Source organism: Pseudomonas sp. G5001 (genome assembly GCF_013385475.1).
Lineage (GTDB): Bacteria > Pseudomonadota > Gammaproteobacteria > Pseudomonadales > Pseudomonadaceae > Aquipseudomonas.
Genome location: NZ_JACAPZ010000020.1, coordinates 31,841 through 52,108 on the forward strand (window position 1 = coordinate 31,841; position 20,268 = coordinate 52,108).

Annotated in this window: 22 protein-coding genes and 1 tRNA gene; 17 read left to right on the top strand and 6 right to left on the bottom strand. The window is 60.7% G+C overall.

The features are described from left to right. Nucleotides 1-3 precede the first annotated feature (3 nt). The 10 genes from HX805_RS18155 to HX805_RS18200 are packed head-to-tail and all read left to right on the top strand — an operon-like array spanning nt 4 to nt 8,697. On the top strand, nt 4-975 hold the full coding sequence (locus tag HX805_RS18155; RefSeq protein ID WP_008432288.1) for a DUF523 and DUF1722 domain-containing protein: 972 nt from the start codon (nt 4-6) through the stop codon (nt 973-975). A gap of 3 nt (nt 976-978) precedes the next feature. Continuing rightward, nucleotides 979-1,908, top strand: coding sequence for a MerR family transcriptional regulator (locus tag HX805_RS18160; protein WP_177070173.1), 930 nt, complete (start codon nt 979-981; stop codon nt 1,906-1,908). Next, nucleotides 1,909-3,354, top strand: coding sequence for a deoxyribodipyrimidine photo-lyase (phrB, locus tag HX805_RS18165; protein WP_177081307.1), 1,446 nt, complete (start codon nt 1,909-1,911; stop codon nt 3,352-3,354). It abuts the gene before it with no gap. Further along, on the top strand, nt 3,347-3,769 hold the full coding sequence (locus tag HX805_RS18170; RefSeq protein WP_177081305.1) for a nuclear transport factor 2 family protein: 423 nt from the start codon (nt 3,347-3,349) through the stop codon (nt 3,767-3,769). The genes phrB and HX805_RS18170 overlap by 8 nt, the downstream gene beginning before the upstream one ends. Further along, entirely contained in the window at nt 3,766-4,548 is a 783-nt protein-coding gene (locus HX805_RS18175) for an SDR family oxidoreductase (RefSeq protein ID WP_008432280.1), read from the top strand. The genes HX805_RS18170 and HX805_RS18175 overlap by 4 nt, the downstream gene beginning before the upstream one ends. Beyond that, complete coding sequence (locus HX805_RS18180; RefSeq protein ID WP_177081303.1) at nt 4,545-5,792, top strand: FAD-dependent oxidoreductase; 1,248 nt, start codon at nt 4,545-4,547, stop codon at nt 5,790-5,792. The genes HX805_RS18175 and HX805_RS18180 overlap by 4 nt, the downstream gene beginning before the upstream one ends. After that, entirely contained in the window at nt 5,789-6,595 is an 807-nt protein-coding gene (locus tag HX805_RS18185; RefSeq protein WP_177081301.1) for a DUF1365 domain-containing protein, read from the top strand. The genes HX805_RS18180 and HX805_RS18185 overlap by 4 nt, the downstream gene beginning before the upstream one ends. Then, nucleotides 6,582-7,853, top strand: a complete 1,272-nt coding sequence (locus tag HX805_RS18190) for a cyclopropane-fatty-acyl-phospholipid synthase family protein (RefSeq protein ID WP_087693767.1) — start codon at nt 6,582-6,584, stop codon at nt 7,851-7,853. The genes HX805_RS18185 and HX805_RS18190 overlap by 14 nt, the downstream gene beginning before the upstream one ends. Beyond that, the gene (locus HX805_RS18195; RefSeq protein WP_063033123.1) at nt 7,846-8,337 is read left to right on the top strand and encodes a DUF2878 domain-containing protein; all 492 of its coding nucleotides are present in this window, start codon (nt 7,846-7,848) and stop codon (nt 8,335-8,337) included. Before HX805_RS18190 ends, HX805_RS18195 begins: the two co-directional genes overlap by 8 nt. A gap of 54 nt (nt 8,338-8,391) precedes the next feature. Continuing rightward, nucleotides 8,392-8,697, top strand: coding sequence for a YkgJ family cysteine cluster protein (locus HX805_RS18200; RefSeq protein ID WP_003208416.1), 306 nt, complete (start codon nt 8,392-8,394; stop codon nt 8,695-8,697). 137 nt (nt 8,698-8,834) lie between these two features. Here HX805_RS18200 and HX805_RS18205 read toward each other — a convergent pair whose 3' ends face one another. The 6 genes from HX805_RS18205 to hemA all read right to left on the bottom strand — a co-directional run bounded on the left by HX805_RS18205 (nt 8,835) and on the right by hemA (nt 14,201). Further along, nucleotides 8,835-9,353 carry an acyloxyacyl hydrolase gene (locus HX805_RS18205; protein WP_003208415.1) on the bottom strand — a complete coding sequence of 173 codons (519 nt, stop codon included), beginning with the start codon at nt 9,351-9,353 and terminating at the stop codon, nt 8,835-8,837. Between the two features lie 112 nt (nt 9,354-9,465). After that, nucleotides 9,466-10,260 (bottom strand): glutamate racemase, encoded by a 795-nt coding sequence (gene murI / locus HX805_RS18210; protein WP_003208413.1) that lies wholly within the window; start codon nt 10,258-10,260, stop codon nt 9,466-9,468. Then, a complete protein-coding gene (locus tag HX805_RS18215; RefSeq protein WP_008432269.1) occupies nt 10,253-11,008 on the bottom strand; it encodes a molybdopterin-synthase adenylyltransferase MoeB in 756 nt (251 codons plus the stop codon). The genes murI and HX805_RS18215 overlap by 8 nt, the downstream gene beginning before the upstream one ends. Next, entirely contained in the window at nt 11,005-11,832 is an 828-nt protein-coding gene (gene prmC / locus HX805_RS18220) for a peptide chain release factor N(5)-glutamine methyltransferase (RefSeq protein WP_087693770.1), read from the bottom strand. Before prmC ends, HX805_RS18215 begins: the two co-directional genes overlap by 4 nt. Then, on the bottom strand, nt 11,833-12,915 hold the full coding sequence (prfA, locus tag HX805_RS18225; RefSeq protein WP_177117145.1) for a peptide chain release factor 1: 1,083 nt from the start codon (nt 12,913-12,915) through the stop codon (nt 11,833-11,835). It lies immediately after the preceding gene. Next, nucleotides 12,912-14,201, bottom strand: coding sequence for a glutamyl-tRNA reductase (gene hemA / locus HX805_RS18230; RefSeq protein WP_008432265.1), 1,290 nt, complete (start codon nt 14,199-14,201; stop codon nt 12,912-12,914). Before hemA ends, prfA begins: the two co-directional genes overlap by 4 nt. 274 nt (nt 14,202-14,475) lie before the next feature. On the opposite strand from hemA, the gene HX805_RS18235 reads away from it, so the two are divergent. The 7 genes from HX805_RS18235 to pth all read left to right on the top strand — a co-directional run bounded on the left by HX805_RS18235 (nt 14,476) and on the right by pth (nt 20,261). After that, nucleotides 14,476-16,200 carry a tetratricopeptide repeat protein gene (locus HX805_RS18235; RefSeq protein ID WP_177117146.1) on the top strand — a complete coding sequence of 575 codons (1,725 nt, stop codon included), beginning with the start codon at nt 14,476-14,478 and terminating at the stop codon, nt 16,198-16,200. 4 nt (nt 16,201-16,204) lie between these two features. After that, nucleotides 16,205-16,822 carry a lipoprotein insertase outer membrane protein LolB gene (gene lolB, locus HX805_RS18240; RefSeq protein WP_008432261.1) on the top strand — a complete coding sequence of 206 codons (618 nt, stop codon included), beginning with the start codon at nt 16,205-16,207 and terminating at the stop codon, nt 16,820-16,822. Nucleotide 16,823: 1 nt separating this feature from the next. Then, nucleotides 16,824-17,675, top strand: coding sequence for a 4-(cytidine 5'-diphospho)-2-C-methyl-D-erythritol kinase (ispE, locus tag HX805_RS18245; protein ID WP_003208395.1), 852 nt, complete (start codon nt 16,824-16,826; stop codon nt 17,673-17,675). 36 nt (nt 17,676-17,711) lie between these two features. After that, nucleotides 17,712-17,786, top strand: a tRNA-Gln gene (locus HX805_RS18250). Nucleotides 17,787-17,831: 45 nt separating this feature from the next. Next, entirely contained in the window at nt 17,832-18,773 is a 942-nt protein-coding gene (locus HX805_RS18255; protein WP_003208392.1) for a ribose-phosphate pyrophosphokinase, read from the top strand. A gap of 138 nt (nt 18,774-18,911) precedes the next feature. Further along, a complete protein-coding gene (locus tag HX805_RS18260) occupies nt 18,912-19,511 on the top strand; it encodes a 50S ribosomal protein L25/general stress protein Ctc (RefSeq protein ID WP_003208391.1) in 600 nt (199 codons plus the stop codon). 165 nt (nt 19,512-19,676) lie between these two features. Next, a complete protein-coding gene (gene pth, locus HX805_RS18265; RefSeq protein WP_003208389.1) occupies nt 19,677-20,261 on the top strand; it encodes an aminoacyl-tRNA hydrolase in 585 nt (194 codons plus the stop codon). Nucleotides 20,262-20,268: the final 7 nt, after the last annotated feature.

The following is a 20,268-nucleotide window of genomic DNA, read 5'->3' on the forward strand; positions in this document are numbered from 1 at the left end:
GCCATGTCCAGCACCCTGCCCGCCACCGGCAAACCGAAAATCGCCATCAGCGCCTGCCTGTTGGGCGAGAACGTGCGCTTCAACGGCGGGCATAAACAATCCCAGCTGTGTAGCCAGACCCTGGCCGATTATTTCGACTTCGTGCCGCTGTGCCCTGAAGTCGCCATTGGCCTGGGCATCCCCCGCGAACCGATTCGCCTGGTGGGCGACCCGCTCAATCCACAGGCCGTTGGCACCGTAAACCGCGAACTTAACGTGACCCAGCCGCTGGACGATTACGGCCAGCAAATGGCTGCTGAACACACCGACCTCTGCGGTTACATCTTCATGCAGAAATCCCCGTCCTGCGGCCTGGAGCGGGTCAAGGTCTATCAGGACAACGGCATGCCCATCGACGGCGGCGGGCGCGGCATCTACGCCCAGGCGTTTTGTGCGCGCCACCCCAACCTGCCGGTGGAAGAAGACGGTCGGCTGAATGACCCGGTGCTGCGGGAAAACTTCCTGACCCGGGTGTTCGTCTACGCCACCTGGCAGCAACTGCTCGCCGAAGGCCTGACCCGTCACCGCCTGCTGGAATTTCACTCGCGCTACAAATACCTGCTGATGGCCCACAGCCCGGTGCATTACAAAAGCCTCGGCAACCTGCTGGGCAGCATGCCCAGGGACGTCGACCTGGGCGCCTTGGCCGCCGGCTACTTCAGCGAACTGATGAGCGCCCTGACCCAGTGCGCCACACGCGGCACCCACACCAACGTGCTGCAACACATCAGCGGCTACCTCAAGCAAGCCATCAGCGCCGAAGACAAACAGGAAATGCAGACCATCATCAGCCAATACCGCCAGGGCATCGTGCCGCTGGTGGTACCGCTGACGCTGCTCAAGCACCACTTTCGCCAGCATCCGGACCGCTATATCGCGCAGCAGGCCTACCTGCAACCGCACCCGGAAAACCTCAGCCTGCGTAATGCGATTTAACCTATGACTTTTCCCCTGCAAGAACCTGGCGAAGACATCGCCGAGGCCATCGAACAAGGCTGGCTGCCGATCCGCGAAGTGGCGCGCCAGACCGGCGTCAACGCCGTGACCTTGCGCGCCTGGGAGCGGCGCTACGGGCTGATCGTGCCCCAGCGCACGCCCAAGGGGCACCGCCTGTTCAGTGCCGAGCACGTGCAACGCATCCATACCATCCTGACCTGGCTCAACCGCGGTGTGCCGGTCAGCCAGGTCAAGAGCCTGATCGACACCGCGCAAGCCACCAGCGAGCCGCCGGTGGAAAACGAATGGCACAACCGCCGCCAGCACCTGGTGCAGGCCATCAGCGAACTGGCCGAGCGCCGGGTGGATGATGCCTTCAACCAGGCCATGGCGCTGTACCCGCCGCGCACCTTGTGCGAGCAACTGTTATTGCCGTTGCTCAAGGAGCTCGAACTGCGCTGGCAAGGCCAGTTCGGCGCGCAGATGGAACGGGTATTTTTCTATTCCTGGCTGCGCAGCAAATTCGGTGCGCGGATGTATCACAACAACCGCCAGCTCAACGGCGCCCCCCTGCTGCTGATCAACCATTCCGACCTGCCGCTGGAGCCGCACCTGTGGCTCACCGCCTGGCTCGCCAGCAGCGCCGATTGCCCGGTGGAAGTTTTCGACTGGCCATTGCCGGCAGGCGAACTGGCCCTGGCCGTCGAGCATCTGCAACCCCGCGCGGTACTGCTGTATTCGAGCAAGGCACTCCATACCTCGGTGCTGGGCAAACTGTTGAGCGGCTTCAGTTGCCCAAAACTGATAACCGGACCAACGGTATGCATCCACCAGGCGGAGCTGTCCGTATTAACCCAAGAGATTCCTGAATTGCTCCTGGCCGAAGACCCGTTGTCGGCCCATCAGGTACTGATCCAGCGTGGACTTATTTAAATGCACTTGATCTGGCTGCGCACCGACCTGCGCCTACATGACAACACCGCCCTCGCCGCCGCCGCACAGCGTGGCCCGACAGCGGCCGTCTACCTGATCAGCCCCGGGCAATGGCTGGCCCACGATGACGCGCCGTGCAAGGTCGATTTCTGGCTGCGCAACCTGCAGCGCTTGAGCTCAGCGCTGGGCGAGTTGAACATTCCGTTATTGATCCGCCATGCCGACACTTGGGATCAAGCACCTAAAGTTTTGGCAGGCCTGTGCCAGGAACTGTCGGTGGAGTCGGTGCACGTCAATGACGAATACGGCATCCACGAAGAGCGCCGCGACGCCGCCGTGGCCAAGGCCCTCGAAGCTCAAGGCATCACGTTCCACACCTATCTGGACCAGTTGTTTTTCCAGCCCGGCAGCGTGCTGACCAAGACCGGCACCTACTTCCAGGTGTTCAGCCAGTTCCGCAAGGTCTGCTACAGCCGCCTGCATGGCGCCTTGCCGCGTTTGGTCGCCACTCCCAAGGCGCAGGCGCCGCTCACACTCAAAAGCGACGAGGTTCCGGATCACGTCGAGGGCTTCGCTACCCCGAGCGAAGCCTTGCGCGCCCTGTGGCCTGCCGGCGAAGCCGAAGCCCGGCGCCGTCTCGACCAGTTCGCCGACGCACAAATCAGCTACTACAAGGACGAACGCGACTTCCCGGCCAAGCCCGGTACCAGCCAGCTTTCGGCCTACCTTGCAGCGGGCGTGGTTTCACCGCGCCAGTGCCTGCATGCCGCGCTGCAAAGCAACCAGGGTGAATTCGAAAGCGGCGACATCGGCGCGATTACCTGGATCAACGAGCTGCTGTGGCGCGAGTTCTACAAACATATTCTGGTGGGCTACCCACGGGTCTCGCGCCACCGCGCATTCCGCCCAGAGACCGAAGCCGTGGCCTGGCGCAACAGCCCGGAAGACTTGAAAGCGTGGCAGGAAGCACGCACCGGCCTGCCGATCATCGACGCCGCCATGCGCCAGCTGCTGGAAACCGGCTGGATGCACAATCGCCTGCGCATGGTGGTGGCGATGTTCCTGACCAAAAACCTGCTGATCGACTGGCGCGAAGGCGAGCGCTTTTTCATGCGTCACCTGATCGACGGCGACCTCGCGGCGAACAACGGTGGCTGGCAGTGGAGTTCGTCCACCGGCACCGACTCGGCCCCGTACTTCCGGATTTTCAGCCCCTTGAGCCAATCGGAAAAATTCGACGGCGAAGGTGTGTTTATCAAGCACTGGCTGCCGCAACTGGCGGCGCTGAACAAAAAGGAAGTGCACAACCCCGACGCCGTGGGCGGCCTGTTTGGTGTGGCCGACTATCCTCGTCCTATCGTCGACTTGAAAAAATCCCGCGAGCGCGCCCTCGCCGCTTTCCGCAACCTGCCTTCACGCCAGGCGGTCGGAGGTGCTTATGAGTGATTTCCTGCGCCGCTTCGCCCAGGTGTTCGCCAGTGTGGACAAGCACAACCTGCACCTGCTCGACGGCCTGTACAGCCAGGACATCAGTTTCACCGACCCACTGCACGAGGTGCACGGGCTGCCGACGTTGCACCGCTACTTCGCCGAGCTGTACGACAACGTTACCCAGTTGCGCTTTGACTTCCATGGCTTTGATCAAGTGGCGGAAGGCGAAGGCTACCTGCGCTGGACAATGAGCTTCTGCCACCCGCGCCTGGCCAAGGGCGAAGTGATTCGTGTGGAAGGCTGCTCGCACCTGCTGTGGCGCGACAAGGTGTATCGCCACCGGGATTATTTTGACGCTGGACAGTTGCTGTATGAACACGTGCCGGTCCTTGGCGGTGTGGTCAGCTGGCTGAAAAGGAGAATGGGATGAGCCTTAACCTTCCACGTCGTTACTGGTTGACCGGTGCCAGCAGTGGCATCGGGGCCGAACTGGCGAAGACGCTGCTCGAAAGCGGTGCCCATGTGGCCCTCAGTTCCCGCTCCAAGGCGCCCCTGGAACAGCTTGCCCAGCAATACCCCGGGCAAGTGCTGGTGGTGGCCGGCGACCTGACCAACAGCCAGACCGTGCGCGAGATCGGTGAACACATCGCAGTGGCCTGGGGTTCGCTGGATACGGTGATCCTGAATGCCGGCACCTGCGAATACGTGGATGCCAGGCAATTCGACGCCTCGATCATCGAGCACGTGGTGCGCACCAACCTGCTGGCCAGCAGTTACTGCATCGAGGCCGCGCTGCCGCTGTTGCGTGCCGGTCATACACCGCACCTGGTCGGTGTGGCCAGTGCGGTGACCTACCTGCCGATGCCCAGGGCGGAAGCCTATGGTGCGTCGAAGGCCGGCCTGCGTTACCTGTTCGAGTCCCTGCGTATCGACCTGTCACCTGAAGGGATCGACGTCACCGTGGTCAGCCCGGGGTTTGTCGACACCCCGCTGACCGCCCGCAATGATTTCCCGATGCCCCTGAGCTGGCCGGCGGACAAGGCCGCGCGACATATCTTCGCCAAGCTGCAAAACCGCCCATTGGAAATTGCCTTCCCTGCCCTGTTTATTGCCGCCTTGTGGCCACTGTCGAAACTGCCGAACCGCGTCCAGTTGATCATTGGCAAACGCATGCTGCGCAGCCCGCCGCCGAGAAAGGACGACCTGTGAAGATCGCCATTATCGGCAGCGGCATTGCCGGGCTGACCAGCGCCTACCTGCTCAGTCGCCGCCACGACATCACCCTGTTCGAAGCGGGCGACCGCATCGGCGGCCACACTCACACGGTGAATGTCACAGTGGAAGGCAAAAGCCATGCGGTGGACACCGGCTTTATCGTGTTCAACGACTGGACCTATCCCAACTTCATCAAGCTGCTGGGGCAAATTGGCGTGACGTACAAACCCACCGAGATGAGCTTTTCGGTGTGCGACCCGAACGCCGGGTTCGAGTACAACGGCAACAACCTCAACAGCCTGTTTGCCCAGCGCCGGAATATTCTGTCGCCGGGGTTCTGGGGCATGTTGCGCGATATCCTGCGCTTCAACCGCCAGGCGCCCCTGGACCTGCAAGAGCAACGCATCAGCGCCGAGACGACCCTGGGCGAGTACCTGCAAGCGGGCGGCTACGGCCAGCGATTTATCCAGCACTACATCGTGCCGATGGGCGCGGCGATCTGGTCGATGTCTCTGGCTGACATGCTCGGGTTTCCCCTGCAATTTTTCGTGCGGTTCTTCAAGAACCATGGCTTGTTGTCGGTGAGCAACCGGCCGCAGTGGTGCGTGATCGAAGGCGGTTCCAGCCGCTATATCGAACCGCTGACCCAGTCCTTCCGCGAAAATATCCGCCTCAATTGCCCGGTCACCCGGGTTGAGCGTTCAGCCATCGGCGCAGTTATCCACAGCGCCGCCGGCAGCGAGGCATTCGACAAGGTGGTGTTCGCCTGCCACAGCGACCAAGCCCTGGCCTTGCTGGGGGATGCGAGCCTGGCCGAGCAACAGATCCTCGGCGCCCTGCCCTACGCCGACAATGACGTCGTCCTGCACACCGATACCCGTCTGCTGCCCGAGCGCAAACTGGCTTGGGCCAGCTGGAATTACCGGCTGGATGGCCGCGCGCAAAAACAGGCGGCGGTGACCTACGACATGAACATCCTGCAGGGCATCGACAGCACCACCACCTTTTGCGTGAGCCTCAATCAAACGGCGCTGATCAACCCGCTCAAAGTCCTCGCCCGCTACACCTACGCCCACCCGCAATACAGCCTGGCCGCCGTGGCCGCCCAAGCGCGCTGGGAAGAACTGCACGGCGCGCAGCACACCTATTATTGCGGCGCCTACTGGGCCAACGGTTTCCACGAAGACGGCGTGGTCAGCGCATTGCGCGTGGCCAAGGCGTTCGGGGAAATCCTGTGAACAGCGCCCTGTACGGTGGCTGGATCGCCCATCGGCGGTTTACGCCAAAGGGCCATGCCTTCCGCTACCGGATCGGCCTGCTGTACCTGGACCTCAGCGAACAGGACGAAGTGTTCGGCTTGTCGCCATTGGCGGGCGAGCGCTGGGCGCCGTTCGCGTTTCGCCAGCAGGATTACCTGCGTGAATTTACCCGTCACGGCATGAGCTTGACCGATGCCGTACGCCAAGAAGTCGGCAAGGCCCTGGGGCGCATCCCCTCGGGCGTTATCTGCCTGCTGACCCAGGCCCGCAGTTGGGGCCTGGCCTTTAACCCGGTGAGTTTCTTCTACTGCTTCGAGGCCGACGGAACGCTGGCCGCGATCCTTTGTGAAGTGACCAACACCCCGTGGCGCGAGCGCTATCACTACGTGCTGCCGGCCCAGGCGCTGCCTGCCGGTGAGCATCAGCACTTCGCCGTGGCCAAGGCGTTTCATGTGTCGCCGTTCTTGCCCCGGGACCTGGAATACCGCATGAGCTTCAGCCCGCCCGCCGCCAGGCTCGGCGTGCATATGGCCGACTGGCAGGGCGAACTGAAAGTCTTCGACGCCACCTTAAGCCTGCAACGCGAAGCCCTGAACCGCGCCAGCCTGCACCGCTACCTGTGGCGCTTCCCGTGGATGACCGCCAAGACCTGCCTGGCCATTTATTGGCAGGCCTTGCGCCTCTTGCTTAAACGCACGCCGATTTTTTCCCATCACGCCGCCGAAGGCGCTTCTCGCACCGCAGTCGGTTACACCAAGGATCGCCGCCATGAAATCCCCTAGCTTATCGGTCAAATCCAACCGCTTGAACGTCAACGGCATGACCGCCGCGCTGCTGCGCAAAGCCGTGCTGCGCCAGCTCGGCCAACTGCGCCACGGCCAGTTGGTGGTGATCGAGGACGGCGAACGGCAAGTCTTCGGCGCACGGGAAGCGCACCTGCTGGGGGAGATCCAGATCCTCGATTCAGCCGTGTGGGGGCTGGTGGCGGCCAACGGATCCATCGGCGCCGGCGAGGCATTTATCCATGGTTACTGGAGCAGCCCGGACCTGACCGCCGTGGTACGGGTGATGGTCAGCAACCTCGACGTGCTGGATGCGCTGGAAGGTGGGCTGGCCAAACTGGCGCGGCCCTTCACCCAGGGCCTGCACTGGCTCAACCGCAATACGCGCAAGGGCTCGCAGAAAAACATCGCCGCCCACTACGACCTGGGCAACGACCTGTTCGAGGAATTCCTCGACCCGACCATGATGTATTCGGCCGCGCAGTTCCTCACCGCCGATGACACACTGGAACAGGCACAACTGAACAAGCTGGAACGCATCTGCCAGAAGCTCGCGCTGAAACCGTCCGACCACCTGCTGGAAATCGGCACCGGCTGGGGCAGCATGGCGATTTATGCCGCGCAGCAGTACGGCTGCAAGGTCACCACTACGACCCTGTCCAAAGAGCAGTTTGCCTACACTGAAAAACGCATCGAGGCCCTGGGTTTGCAGAATCAGGTGACGTTGCTGCTGGAGGACTACCGCGACCTGACCGGGCAGTACGACAAGCTGGTGTCGATCGAGATGATCGAAGCCGTGGGCCACCGCTTCCTGCCGACCTATTTCAAACAGTGCGCGCAGTTGCTCAAGAGCAACGGCCTGATGTTGCTGCAAGCGATCACCATTCGCGAGCAGCGCTACGAACAGGCCAAGAGCAGCGTGGATTTTATCCAGCGCTATATCTTCCCCGGCGGCGCCTTGCCGTGTGTACAGAAGATGCTGGAGGTCGTCAGCCGCGACACGGACATGAACCTGCTGCACATGGAGGACTTCGGCCTGCACTACGCGCGAACCCTGCGCCTGTGGCATGAGAACTTTCGTCGCGCCCACAGCCGCCTGACGGAAATGGGCTACGACGAATACTTCCTGCGGCTGTGGGAGTTTTACCTGTGCTACTGCGAAGGCGGCTTTATGGAGCGCACCATCGGCACCGCGCAGATGCTGCTGGCCAAGCCGGCGGCGCTGACCCAGCCACTGCTCGGGCGCTTTGATGCTTAAACCACTGGCAAATGCCGTGCTGTTCCAGTGCGGCTGGTTTGCCTGTGTGCTGGGCGGCGACAGTCTGTGGCTGTTGGTGGGGTTGGCGGTGCTGGTAATCCACCTGCTGTGGATAAGTTCGTGGTCAGCGGAAGGCCAGGTGATTCTTGCCGTCACCTTGTTGGGCACCGTGATCGACACCGTGCTACGAGCATTCGGCGTGTTTCATTTCAGCCTGCCCGGACCGTTGGCACCATTGTGGCTGATCCTGTTGTGGGCATTGCTGGCGACCACGCTGCGCCATTGCCTGGCCTGGAGCGCGCAGCCCTGGTGGCGTGCGAGTTTGTTGGGGGCGGTGGGCGGGCCGCTGTCCTATTACGCGGGCAGCCAACTGGCCGGGGTGAGTTTCGGCTATGGCACCGTGCCGACCGTCATCGGCCTGGCGTTACTCTGGGGGATGATTTTTCCGTTGTTGCATTGGGTCGCCAGGCAGTTGGCGCATTGACGTCCGTCAGGCCTTTCACACACCTATGAGCCGCTTGCCTTACACTGCGCGCCTATGACCAACATCCCCCATACCCAAATCGCCGAACCTGCCGTCACCTGCTCCACCTGCGCCGCGTGCTGCTGCCAGCTGGAAGTCATGCTGATCACCGACACCGGCGTGCCCGATCGCTTTATCGATACCGACGATTGGGGCGGCGAAGTCATGCTGCGCCTGGATGACGGCTGGTGCGCGGCGCTGGACCGCGACACGATGATGTGCACGATTTACGAGAAGCGGCCGCTGATCTGCCGGGAATTCGAGATGGGCGCGCCGGAGTGCATCGATGAGCGCCAGGGGATTGCGACGGTGTATCGCTGATTTCGGAACCAATGAGTAGCCAATGTGGGAGCGGGCTTGCTCGCGAAAGCGGTGTGTCAGTCAACTGATTCGTGGCTGATATACCGCTTTCGCGAGCAAGCCCGCTCCCACAATGGTTTTGCAGTGTGCTTAAAAAACTACAACGGCAGCGTGTAGTGCAGCGAATAACTCTCTACACCATCGTTATTGCTGCTGATCCCGGCATTGGAGTAATGGGTGGCCCGAATCCCCACTTCACTGCCACCGACAAAGCGCAAGCCAAAGCCCAGCCGGTCTTCAAACTGGAAAGCCTGGCCGATATTGTTGTCTTCTACCCGCGTGCGGGAGAACACGGCCACACCCACGCCGGCCTCGATGTACGGCTTCACCCTCTCCCCGGCAAACTCATACACAAACACGGGTGAGAACGACAGGCTGCTGACGCTGGCCCGCTTGTCACCGTCCCAGTAGGTGTAGGCGCCGCTCCAGTACCCGGTCACGCGCCCCGTATCGGTCTGCCACCAGCTTTTATCCCAGTCCGAGGTCAGCCCCAACCGATAGGTCATGGTCGAATCGCTCGTACTTCCCACCCCAAGTTCCAGGCCTGCCGCCTGTGCGGAAAAAGAGTGCCCCAACATTGCGGCCGCAATCGCAGCCAAACAGAACAAGCGCTTCATAGAGAAACATCCCTTCCGAACGAAGTTGTATGATTTTGTACCGGCTAACTTGCTATAGAAGCTGCCGTATAGCCAGAAGTTCAGCGGATAAAGGCGTTATTTCACGTTTTTTTCACACGCCAAAACTACGCACAACTCCGGGAGATTTCCATAGGGTCGGTAGGATATTTCTTAGATGCTGCGGATCGCCGCTGGTCCAGAACTGTACAGGCGGCGGATTGCCAGTGGCCAGCAGTTCGCGATCACTCAAAAGACGCTGCAATTGACGCGCTACTGCCGCCCCGGTGTCGATCAAAATGATCGTCGGCGGGAGCATCTCGGCGAGCAGGGGCTTGAGGAACGGGTAGTGGGTGCAGCCAAGGATGATGGTGTCGCAACCGGCCGCAATCAGCGGCTCCACGTAGCCTTGCAACAGCAGGCGCAGGGCCGGGCTGTCCAGGTCGCCGGTTTCTATCAGCTCCACCAGGCCCGGGCAGGGTTGGGTGATCACCCGCACATCGGTGGCGAAGCGGTCAAGCAAGGCGGCGAACTTGGCGCTTTGCAGGGTGCCGGTGGTCGCCAGCACGCCGACGACGCCACTGCGGGTCGCGGCAGCCGCGGGTTTGACTGCCGGTTCCATGCCCACCAATGGCCAGTCGGGATAGTCCTGGCGCAAATCGGCAACCGCCGCAACGGTCGCCGTGTTGCAGGCAATCACAAACGCTTTGGCGCCCTTCTCACGGAAGAACGCCGCCACCTGTCGCGAACGATCGAGGATGAACGCCGGGGTTTTCTCGCCGTAGGGGATATTCCCGCCATCCGCCACGTACAGCAGCGACTCATGGGGCAGCAGGCGCTGGATTTCGTCCAGCACCGACAGGCCGCCGACACCGGAGTCGAACACACCAATCGGCGCATCCTTAACCATGTTGGCTACCGCAGACGCTGCAGCCGGGATCGCGCTTGACCCGCAACTCGCGAAAACGCGTGGTCAGGGCGTCGATCAACAACAGCCGCCCCACCAGCGGCTCGCCGAAACCGGCCAGCAATTTCAAGGCTTCCAGGGCTTGCAGGCTGCCGACCAAACCCACCAGCGGGCCGATGACACCAGCTTCGCTGCAGGTCAGTTCGGCGTCGCTGCCGTGCCCGTATAAACAGTGGTAGCAGGGGCTTTCGGCGCGACGAGGGTCGAACACCGACAGCTGGCCTTCGAGGCGAATCGCCGCACCGCTCACCAAAGGCTTGCCGGCAGCGACACACGCAGCGTTGACTGCTTCGCGGGTGGAGAAGTTGTCGCTGCAGTCCAGTACCACATCGACCACCGCAACGGCGGCCGCGAGGGAATCCTCATCCAGCGCGCTGCGATGGGCAACCAGCTGTATTTCAGGATTGATCGCGCTCAGGCGGCGAATCGCCGAGTCGACCTTGCTCAGGCCGACGCTGTCGGTGTCGTGAATGATCTGGCGTTGCAGGTTGGTCAGGTCGACAGTGTCGAAATCCGCCAAATGCAGCTCACCCACACCCGCCGCCGCCAGGTACAGCGCCACTGGCGAACCGAGGCCACCCAGGCCGACGATCAGCGCGCGGCTGTTTTTCAGGCGCAACTGGCCTTCGATGTCGACATGCTGCAACAGAATCTGCCGGCTATAGCGCAACAGCTCCTGGTCGTTCATCACGGGCGGCGTCCCAACGTGATGCGTTCGTGGCCGCCCAGGTCGATGCGGCTGTGGACTTCTTCAAAGCCTTCCCCCTGCAGCAGGTCGCGCACGGCGGGCGCCTGGTCGTAACCGTGTTCCAACAACAACCAACCCGCGGCGTCGAGGTGCGCAGGCGCCTGGGCGATGATCAGCCGCAGGTCGTCCAGGCCGTCATGCCCGGATACCAGCGCGCTGGCCGGTTCAAAGCGCACGTCACCGGCCACCAGGTGCGGGTCGGTGTCGGCTATATAAGGTGGGTTGCTGATGATCAGGTTGTAAGTGTGGCCTTCGAGGGCACTGAACCAATGGCTGTTCAGCACCGTGGCGTTGTTCAGGTGCAGGCGCTGGCGGTTGCGTTCGGCCAGGGCCACGGCTTCCAGCACGCGGTCGACCGCCGTCACTTGCCAGGCCGGGCGTTCGCTGGCCAGGGCCAGGGCAATCGCGCCGCTGCCGGTGCCCAGGTCCAGGACCTTGGCCGGTGTGGCAGGCAGCAATTCCAGGGCGGCTTCCACCAGCATCTCGGTTTCCGGACGCGGGATCAGCGTGTGCGGTGCCACTTCCAGGTCGAGCTTCCAGAAGCCTTGCTGGCCGAGGATGTAGGCCACGGGCTCGCCGGCACGGCGGCGTTGCAGGTAGTCGGCAAAGGTCAGCGCGTGTTCACTGCTGACGATTTTTTCCGGCCAGGTGTGCAGGTAGCTGCGGGACTTGCCCAAGGCAGCGGCCAGCAACAATTCCACGTCCAGGCGCGCAGTCGGCGAGTCCGGCAGGTCGGCGGCGCGTAACAAACTGGCAATAATGGTCATTTATTCACCTATCGCCGCAAGCTGGTCGGCCTGGTATTCGGCCAACAACGGCTCGATTACCGCATCGACGCCACCGGCGAGGATTTCGTCCAGGGAGTACAGCGTCAGGTTGACGCGGTGGTCGGTGACCCGGCCCTGGGCAAAGTTGTAGGTACGAATGCGCTCGGAACGGTCGCCCGAGCCCACCAGCAGCTTACGCTCGCTGGCAATCGCATTGGCGGCGGCGCTGGTCTGCTGGTCATTCAGCTTGGCCGACAGCCAGGACATGGCCCGCGCACGGTTCTTGTGCTGGGAACGTTCTTCCTGGCACTCCACCACGATGCCCGAAGGCAAGTGAGTGATACGGATCGCCGAGTCAGTCTTGTTGACGTGCTGGCCACCGGCGCCCGATGAGCGGTAGGTGTCGACCCGCAGGTCTGCGGGGTTGATCTCGATGGCTTCCTGCTCGTCGGGCTCGGGCAACACGGCCACGGTGCACGCCGAGGTGTGGATACGGCCCTGGGATTCCGTGGCCGGCACCCGCTGCACGCGGTGCACGCCGGATTCGAACTTCAGTTTGCCGTAGACATTCTCGCCCTCAACCCGGGCGATGACTTCTTTATAGCCGCCGTGTTCGCCTTCGTTCTCGGACAAAATCTCCACACGCCAGCCGCGACGCTCGGCATAGCGCGAATACATGCGGAAAAGGTCGCCGGAGAAAATCGCCGCTTCGTCACCGCCGGTGCCGGCGCGGATTTCAAGGAATACGTTGCGCCCGTCGTTCGGATCCTTGGGCAACAGCATGCGTTGCAGGTCGCTTTCCAGTTCGATCAGCTTGTCCTTGGCCTCTCGCACTTCTTCAACGGCCATTTCGCGCATGTCCGGGTCGCTGTCCTTGAGCAGCGCCTGGGCGCCTTCGAGGTCAGCCTGAACCTTGAGCAACTGTTTATAGGTGCCCACGATCGGCTCAACTTCCGCGTACTCCTTGGAATAGGTGCGGAACTTGGTCTGATCGGAGATGACCTCGCCATCGCCGAGCAAGGCGGTCAGTTCTTCGAAACGGTCCTGAAGGACGTCCAGTTTATTGAGCAGTGACGCTTTCATTGCGGTTTTTTATCCGAAGAGCTTTCTGTCGCGCCCTCACCGAGGGCAAAGAGTTCCTGGGCCATGGCCAGCGCATCGAGGCGGCCTTCGGCGGTAAGCTTTTTCAACTGGACACTGGGAGCATGCAGCAATTTGTTGGTCAGGCCGCGCGCCAACTGCATCAGCACGTCTTCGGCGCTGCTGCCGTTGGCGAGCATACGCTGGGCCTTGATCAATTCCTCGTCCCGCAGGCGTTCGCCTTGCTGACGGTAGGCCTTGAGCACGTCCACTGCCGCCAGTTCACGCAGGCGCACCATGAAATCGTCGGCACCGGTGCTGACCATTTCCTCGGCAGCCTGGGCAGCGCCCTGGCGACTCTTCAGGTTTTCGGCGACCACTTCGTGCAGGTCGTCGACGCTGTAGAGGTAAACGTCGTCCAATTCGCCGACTTCAGGCTCGATATCCCGGGGAACGGCGATATCCACCATGAAGATCGGCTTGTGCTTGCGCAGTTTCAGGGCGCTTTCCACCGCGCCCTTGCCGAGGATCGGCAACTGGCTGGCAGTAGAACTGATAACGATGTCGCTGCGCACCAGCTCGGCCGGGATGTCGGAGAGCAACACCGCGTGGGCACCGAACTGCTCGGCCAGGATGCTGGCGCGTTCCAGGGTACGGTTGGCGACGACAATGCGCTTTACGCCCAGCTCGTGCAGGTGGCGGGCGACCAGGGTGATGGTCTCGCCGGCGCCGATCAGCAGGGCCTGGCTGCGCTGCAAGTCACTGAAAATCTGTTTGGCCAGGCTGACGGCGGCAAACGCCACGGACACCGGGTTTTCACCGATGGCGGTGTCGGTGCGCACCTGCTTGGCGGAGTTGAAGGTGGCCTGGAACAGGCGCCCCAGCAGCGGGCCGATGGTGCCGGCCTCGCGGGCCACGGCGTAGGCGGACTTCATCTGGCCGAGAATCTGCGGCTCGCCCAACACCAGCGAATCCAGCCCGGAGGCGACTCGCATCATGTGACGAACTGCCGCATCCTCTTCGTGCACATATGAGCTTTGGCGCAGCTCATCGAGGCTCAAATGGTGGTAATCGGCCAGCCAGCGCAGCACCACATCCGCTGAAAGATGTTCCTGCTCTATATAGAGCTCGCTGCGATTACAGGTCGAAAGGATCGCAGCTTCGCGACTGTCGGTGAGCCGGCAGAGCTGCTGCAAGGCCTCAACCAACTGCTCGGGAGTAAAAGCCACGCGCTCGCGGACGTCTACAGAAGCAGTCTTGTGGTTAATACCGAGTGCAAGGAAGGCCATTCAATATCGCTGATGATGTCGGGAAGCCGACAATTGTCCTACTTCGAATGATTCAGAACAACCACCGTAGGCTATTGTCCTAGTAGCTTACGCCTATAAAGGCCATCTGTAGGAGCGAGCTTGCTCGCGATGGTCGTTAACGATAACGCTGGCTTACGGGATAAAACGCGTTGTCCTCTGGTTCTTCGCGAGCAAGCTCGCTCCTACACGGTTATGTTTGGCCGAAGGCTTGTGTCATGATGATCCGACCGCAGGTTAGTCGTCCTCTTCCTATATGAATAGATCTTCCGCGTTGCTCCTTGCTTTTGTCTTTCTCAGCGGCTGCCAGGCCATGGCACCCGTGTCGCCGGACGGTACGCCGCCGGTAGAAGACAGCACCCCCGCCCCTGAAAAGCCCAAGGTTTATTCCTCGTTCAGTGAAGAGACGATCTTCAGCCTGCTGAGCGCGGAGCTGGCCGGCCAGCGCAATCGTTTCGACATTGCCCTGGATAACTACGTGACCCAGGCCATCAATACTCAGGATCCGGGGATTTCGGAGCGGGCGTTTCGCATCGCCGAGTACCTGGGCGCCGATCAGGCGGCCCTGGACTCCTCGCTGATCTGGGCGAAAAACGCCCCGGACGATCTCGAGGCGCAACGGGCAGCGGCCATTCAACTGGCCCGAGCCGGGCGCTATGACGACTCCATGGTGTATATGGAGAAGGTCCTGCAGGCCAAGGGCGACACGCATTTTGACTTCCTCGCGCTGTCGGCCGCCGACACCGATCAGGACACCCGCAACGGCCTGATGAAGAGTTTCGACCGCCTGCTGCAAAAACACCCGAACAACAGCCAGCTGATTTTCGGCAAGGCGCTGTTGTTGCAACAGGATGATGAGCCCGAGGCTGCGCTGAAGCTGCTGGAGCAACACCCGCCGGAAGAGGGCGAGATCGCGCCGATCCTGCTGCGCGCCCGCCTGCTGCAAAACCTCAACCGCGGCAAGGAAGCGATTCCGCTGCTGGAAAAAAGCATCAAGAAGTACCCGGGCGACAAACGCCTGCTGCTGACCTATGCCCGCATGCTGGTTGAACAGGACCGCATGGAAGACGCCAAGGTGCAGTTCGCCAACCTCGTGCAGCAATACCCGGACGATGACGAATTGCGCTACTCCCTGGCGCTGGTGTGCCTGGAAGCCAAGGCCTGGGATGAGGCCAAGGGTTACCTGGAAGACCTGATCGCCCGCGAGAGCCACGTGGATTCGGCGCACCTGAACCTGGGCCGCATCGCTGAAGAGCGTAACGACCCGCAGGCTGCATTGCTTGAATACGCCCAGGTCGGCGCCGGCAATGACTACCTGCCGGCGCAACTGCGCCAGGCCGATATCCTGATGAACAACGGCCGTACCGACGAGGCGGAAAAACGCCTGGCTGCCGCACGGGATGCCGAACCGGACTACGCGATCCAGCTGTACCTGATCCAGGCCGAGACCCTGTCGGCCAACAAGCAGGGCGATCGCGCCTGGAAAATCCTCCAGCAAGCCTTGCTGCAATATCCGGACGACTTGAACCTGCTGTACACCCGCGCCATGCAGGCGGAAAAACGCAATGACCTGGCGCAGATGGAAAAAGACCTGCGCCTGATCATCAAGCGCGACCCGGACAATGCCATGGCACTGAACGCCCTGGGTTACACCTTGTCCGACCGTACAACGCGCTACGCCGAAGCCAAGGAGCTGATTGAAAAAGCTCACCAGCTCAACCCGGAAGACCCGGCCGTACTCGACAGCCTCGGCTGGGTGAATTACCGCCTGGGCAACCTGGACGAAGCCGAACGCTTGTTGCGCCAGGCGCTGGAGCGCTTCCCCGACCAGGAAGTCGCCGCACACCTGGGCGAAGTGCTCTGGGCCAATGGCAAGCAGCGTGAAGCGCGACAAATCTGGGAGAAGTTCCTCAAGGAACAGCCCGAAAGCCCAATCCTGCGCAGCACCATCAAGCGCCTGACCGGATCCGAGACCCTTTAACTTTATGTTTTTGCGCCACGTTATCGTTTTCAGCTTTATTGCCCTGCTTGCCGGCTGTTCCGGTCTTGGCACCCGTGAATCTGTCGAAGGCCCGGGCAACCCGGCGCAGTGGCAGCAGCACAAGGATCAACTGAGCAGCCTTGATGGTTGGCAGATCGAGGGCAAGGTGGGCATTCGCGCCCCGAAAGATTCAGGCAGCGGCACCTTGTTCTGGCTGCAACGCCAGGACTATTACGACATTCGCCTGTCTGGCCCGCTGGGCCGCGGTGCGGCACGCCTGACCGGCCGGCCGGGGCAAGTCAGCCTGGAAGTGGCCAATCAGGGCCGCTATGAAGCGCCAACGCCGGAAGCCCTGCTGGAAGAACAGATGGGCTGGAAACTCCCCGTATCGCACCTCGTGTGGTGGGTACGCGGTCTTCCTGCGCCAGACAGCAAGAGCCGCCTGAGCCTCAATGGCGACAGCCGCCTGGCTTCGCTGGAACAGGATGGCTGGCAGGTCGAATACCTGAGCTATGTGCAACAGAACGGTTACTGGCTGCCCGAGCGCATCAAGCTGCATGGCACCGACCTTGACGTCACGCTGGTGATCAAGGACTGGCAACCGCGCAAGCTGGGGCAGTGAGATGAACGAACAACGCCTGACCCTGCCCTCCCCGGCCAAACTGAATTTGATGCTGCACATTCTTGGTCGCCGTGAAGACGGCTATCACGAGTTGCAGACGATTTTTCAGTTTCTCGACTACGGCGATGAGCTGACCTTCGCCGTTCGCGATGACGGCGTGATCCAGTTGCACACCGAATTCGACGGCGTACCTCACGACAGCAACCTGATTGTGAAGGCCGCGAAAAAACTCCAGGAACAATCCGGTTGCCCATTGGGCATCGACATCTGGATCGAAAAAATCCTGCCCATGGGCGGCGGCATCGGTGGCGGCAGCTCAAATGCCGCAACGACATTGCTCGGCCTGAATCACTTGTGGCAACTGGGTTGGGACCACGATCGCCTGGCGGCGCTGGGCCTGACACTGGGCGCGGACGTCCCGGTTTTCGTGCGTGGGCACGCCGCTTTTGCCGAAGGCGTGGGGGAGAAACTCACCCCTGTAGACCCCGAAGAGCCGTGGTATGTCGTGCTTGTTCCGCAAGTATCTGTAAGTACAGCAGAAATTTTTTCAGATCCACTGTTGACACGTAACTCTCCTCCCATTAAAGTGCGCCCCGTTCCCAAGGGAAACAGTCGAAATGACTGCTTACCGGTTGTAGCAAGGCGTTATCCAGATGTACGTAACGCTTTGAATTTGTTAGGTAATTTTACCGAAGCAAAATTAACCGGAACTGGAAGTTGTGTGTTTGGGGGCTTCCCAAGCAAAGCTGAAGCTGATAAAGTCTCGGCCCTTCTTACAGAGACCCTTACAGGGTTTGTAGCAAAGGGAAGCAACGTTTCGATGTTGCATCGCAAGCTGCAAAGTCTGCTCTAAAGGAACCGAGTACTGGGTACTCGTTGCAACAGATACAGGGGCGTCGCCAAGCGGTAAGGCAGCAGGTTTTGATCCTGCCATGCGTTGGTTCGAATCCAGCCGCCCCTGCCATTTTCTATACTCATCCAGGTTACCCTCAGCCTCTAGGTACTGCGCGTGTCCAAGATGATGGTCTTTACGGGGAATGCTAACCCCGATCTGGCTCGGCGTGTTGTACGTCAGCTGCATATCCCTCTCGGTGACATCTCTGTCGGTAAATTCTCCGACGGCGAAATTACAGCCGAGATCAATGAAAACGTCCGCGGTAAAGATGTCTTCATTATTCAGCCGACTTGCGCTCCGACCAACGATAACCTGATGGAACTCGTCGTGATGGCTGATGCCTTCCGCCGCTCCTCAGCGACTCGAATCACAGCTGTAATCCCTTACTTTGGTTATGCCCGTCAGGATCGCCGTCCGCGTTCCGCACGTGTGGCTATCAGCGCGAAAGTCGTTGCTGACATGCTGACCGTGGTAGGTATCGACCGTGTTCTCACGGTTGACCTGCACGCTGACCAAATCCAGGGGTTCTTCGATATTCCGGTAGATAACATCTACGGCTCCCCCGTCCTGGTGGATGACATCGAAGACCAGCGCTTTGAAAACCTGATGATCGTGTCCCCGGACATTGGTGGCGTCGTGCGTGCACGGGCTGTTGCCAAATCCCTGGGCGTGGATCTCGGGATCATCGACAAACGCCGCGAGAAAGCCAATCACTCTGAAGTGATGCATATCATCGGTGATGTCGAAGGGCGTACCTGTATTCTGGTTGATGACATGGTCGACACCGCCGGCACCCTGTGCCACGCGGCGAAAGCCTTGAAAGAGCACGGTGCAGCAAAAGTCTTCGCCTACTGCACACACCCTGTGCTGTCGGGCCGAGCGATCGAGAACATCGAGAACTCAATGCTGGACGAACTGGTGGTGACTAACACCATCCCGTTGTCCGCTGCCGCTCAAGCCTGTTCGCGTATCCGTCAACTGGATATCGCACCGGTAGTTGCCGAAGCGGTTCGCCGCATCAGCAACGAAGAATCGATCAGCGCGATGTTCCGTTAAGGGTCAAACCTTAGCGGCATCAACCTGACGAAAAGCGCCCCGCCCCAGCATTCTGTTGGGGCGGGGCTTTTTTGCCCATATCGCCTTTAGCGCTGGTCGCAAACGCTAGGGCGAATGTGGTTATTTTGGAGATACAACATGAACGATTTTACTTTGAATGCTGAACTGCGTTCCGACCTGGGGAAAGGTGCGAGCCGCCGCCTGCGTCGTCTCGCAAGCCTGGTTCCAGCTGTAGTTTACGGTGGCGAAAAAGCCCCTGAATCCATCAGCATGCTGGCTAAAGAAATCGCCAAACTGCTCGAAAACGACGCGGCTTACAGCCACATCATCGAGCTGAACGTTGGCGGCACCAAGCAGAACGTCATCATCAAGGCACTGCAACGTCACCCAGCTAAAGGCCACGTGCTGCACGCTGACTTCGTACGCGTAGTAGCTGGTCAGAAACTGACCGCTATCGTGCCTGTGCACTTCGTTGGTGAAGAAGCTCCGGTCAAGAAAGGCGGCGAAGTTTCGCACGTTATCGCCGAGATCGAAGTGACCTGCCTGCCGAAAGACCTGCCTGAGTTCATCGAAGTCGACCTGTCGGCTCTGGAAATCGGCGCAATCGTTCACCTGTCCGACCTCAAGGCTCCTAAAGGCGTTGAGTTCGTTGCACTGGCTCACGGTGACGACAAAGCTGTTGCAAACGTACACGCTCCGCGCGTTGCACCAGAAGCTGAAGAAGGCGCTGCAGAGTAATTCACTCTGTAATGCCGGAGCTTGAGGAAACATCGCGGACCGGAACGTAGCGAGAAAGCGGGCGAGAATGCGAAGTTGGCCTCTAACGGTTAATGAGTTTTTGTCGTCCACTTTCGCCGCACCAACGGCGATGTTATCCACAACTCCAAAGGAAGGGCCCCTGTCGTGACTGCCATTAAACTGATCGTTGGCCTGGGAAATCCAGGCGCCGAATACGAACAGACCCGGCATAACGCGGGGGCCCTTTTTGTTGAGCGTATCGCCCACGCCCAAGGCGTCAATCTTGTGGCCGATCGCAAATATTTTGGCCTGACCGGACGCTTTTCGCATCAGGGTCAGGATGTTCGTCTGTTGATTCCCACCACCTACATGAACCGCAGCGGCCAGGCTGTCGCGGCGCTTGCGGGCTTCTTCCGGATCAAACCCGAAGAAATCCTGGTGGCCCATGACGAACTAGACCTGCCACCCGGCGTTGCCAAGCTCAAGCAAGGCGGCGGCCATGGCGGGCATAATGGCCTGCGCGACATCATCGCGCAGTTGGGCAATCAGAATACGTTCTACCGCTTGCGGCTTGGCATTGGCCACCCGGGCGTTGCCAGTATGGTTTCAAATTTCGTCCTGGGTCGTGCGCCACGCGCCGAACAGGAAAAACTCGATGCCAGCATCGATTTTGCCCTCGGCGTGCTGCCGGATATCTTCGCCGGTGAATGGAACCGTGCGATGAAAAACCTGCACAGCCAGAAGGCCTGACTCTTTA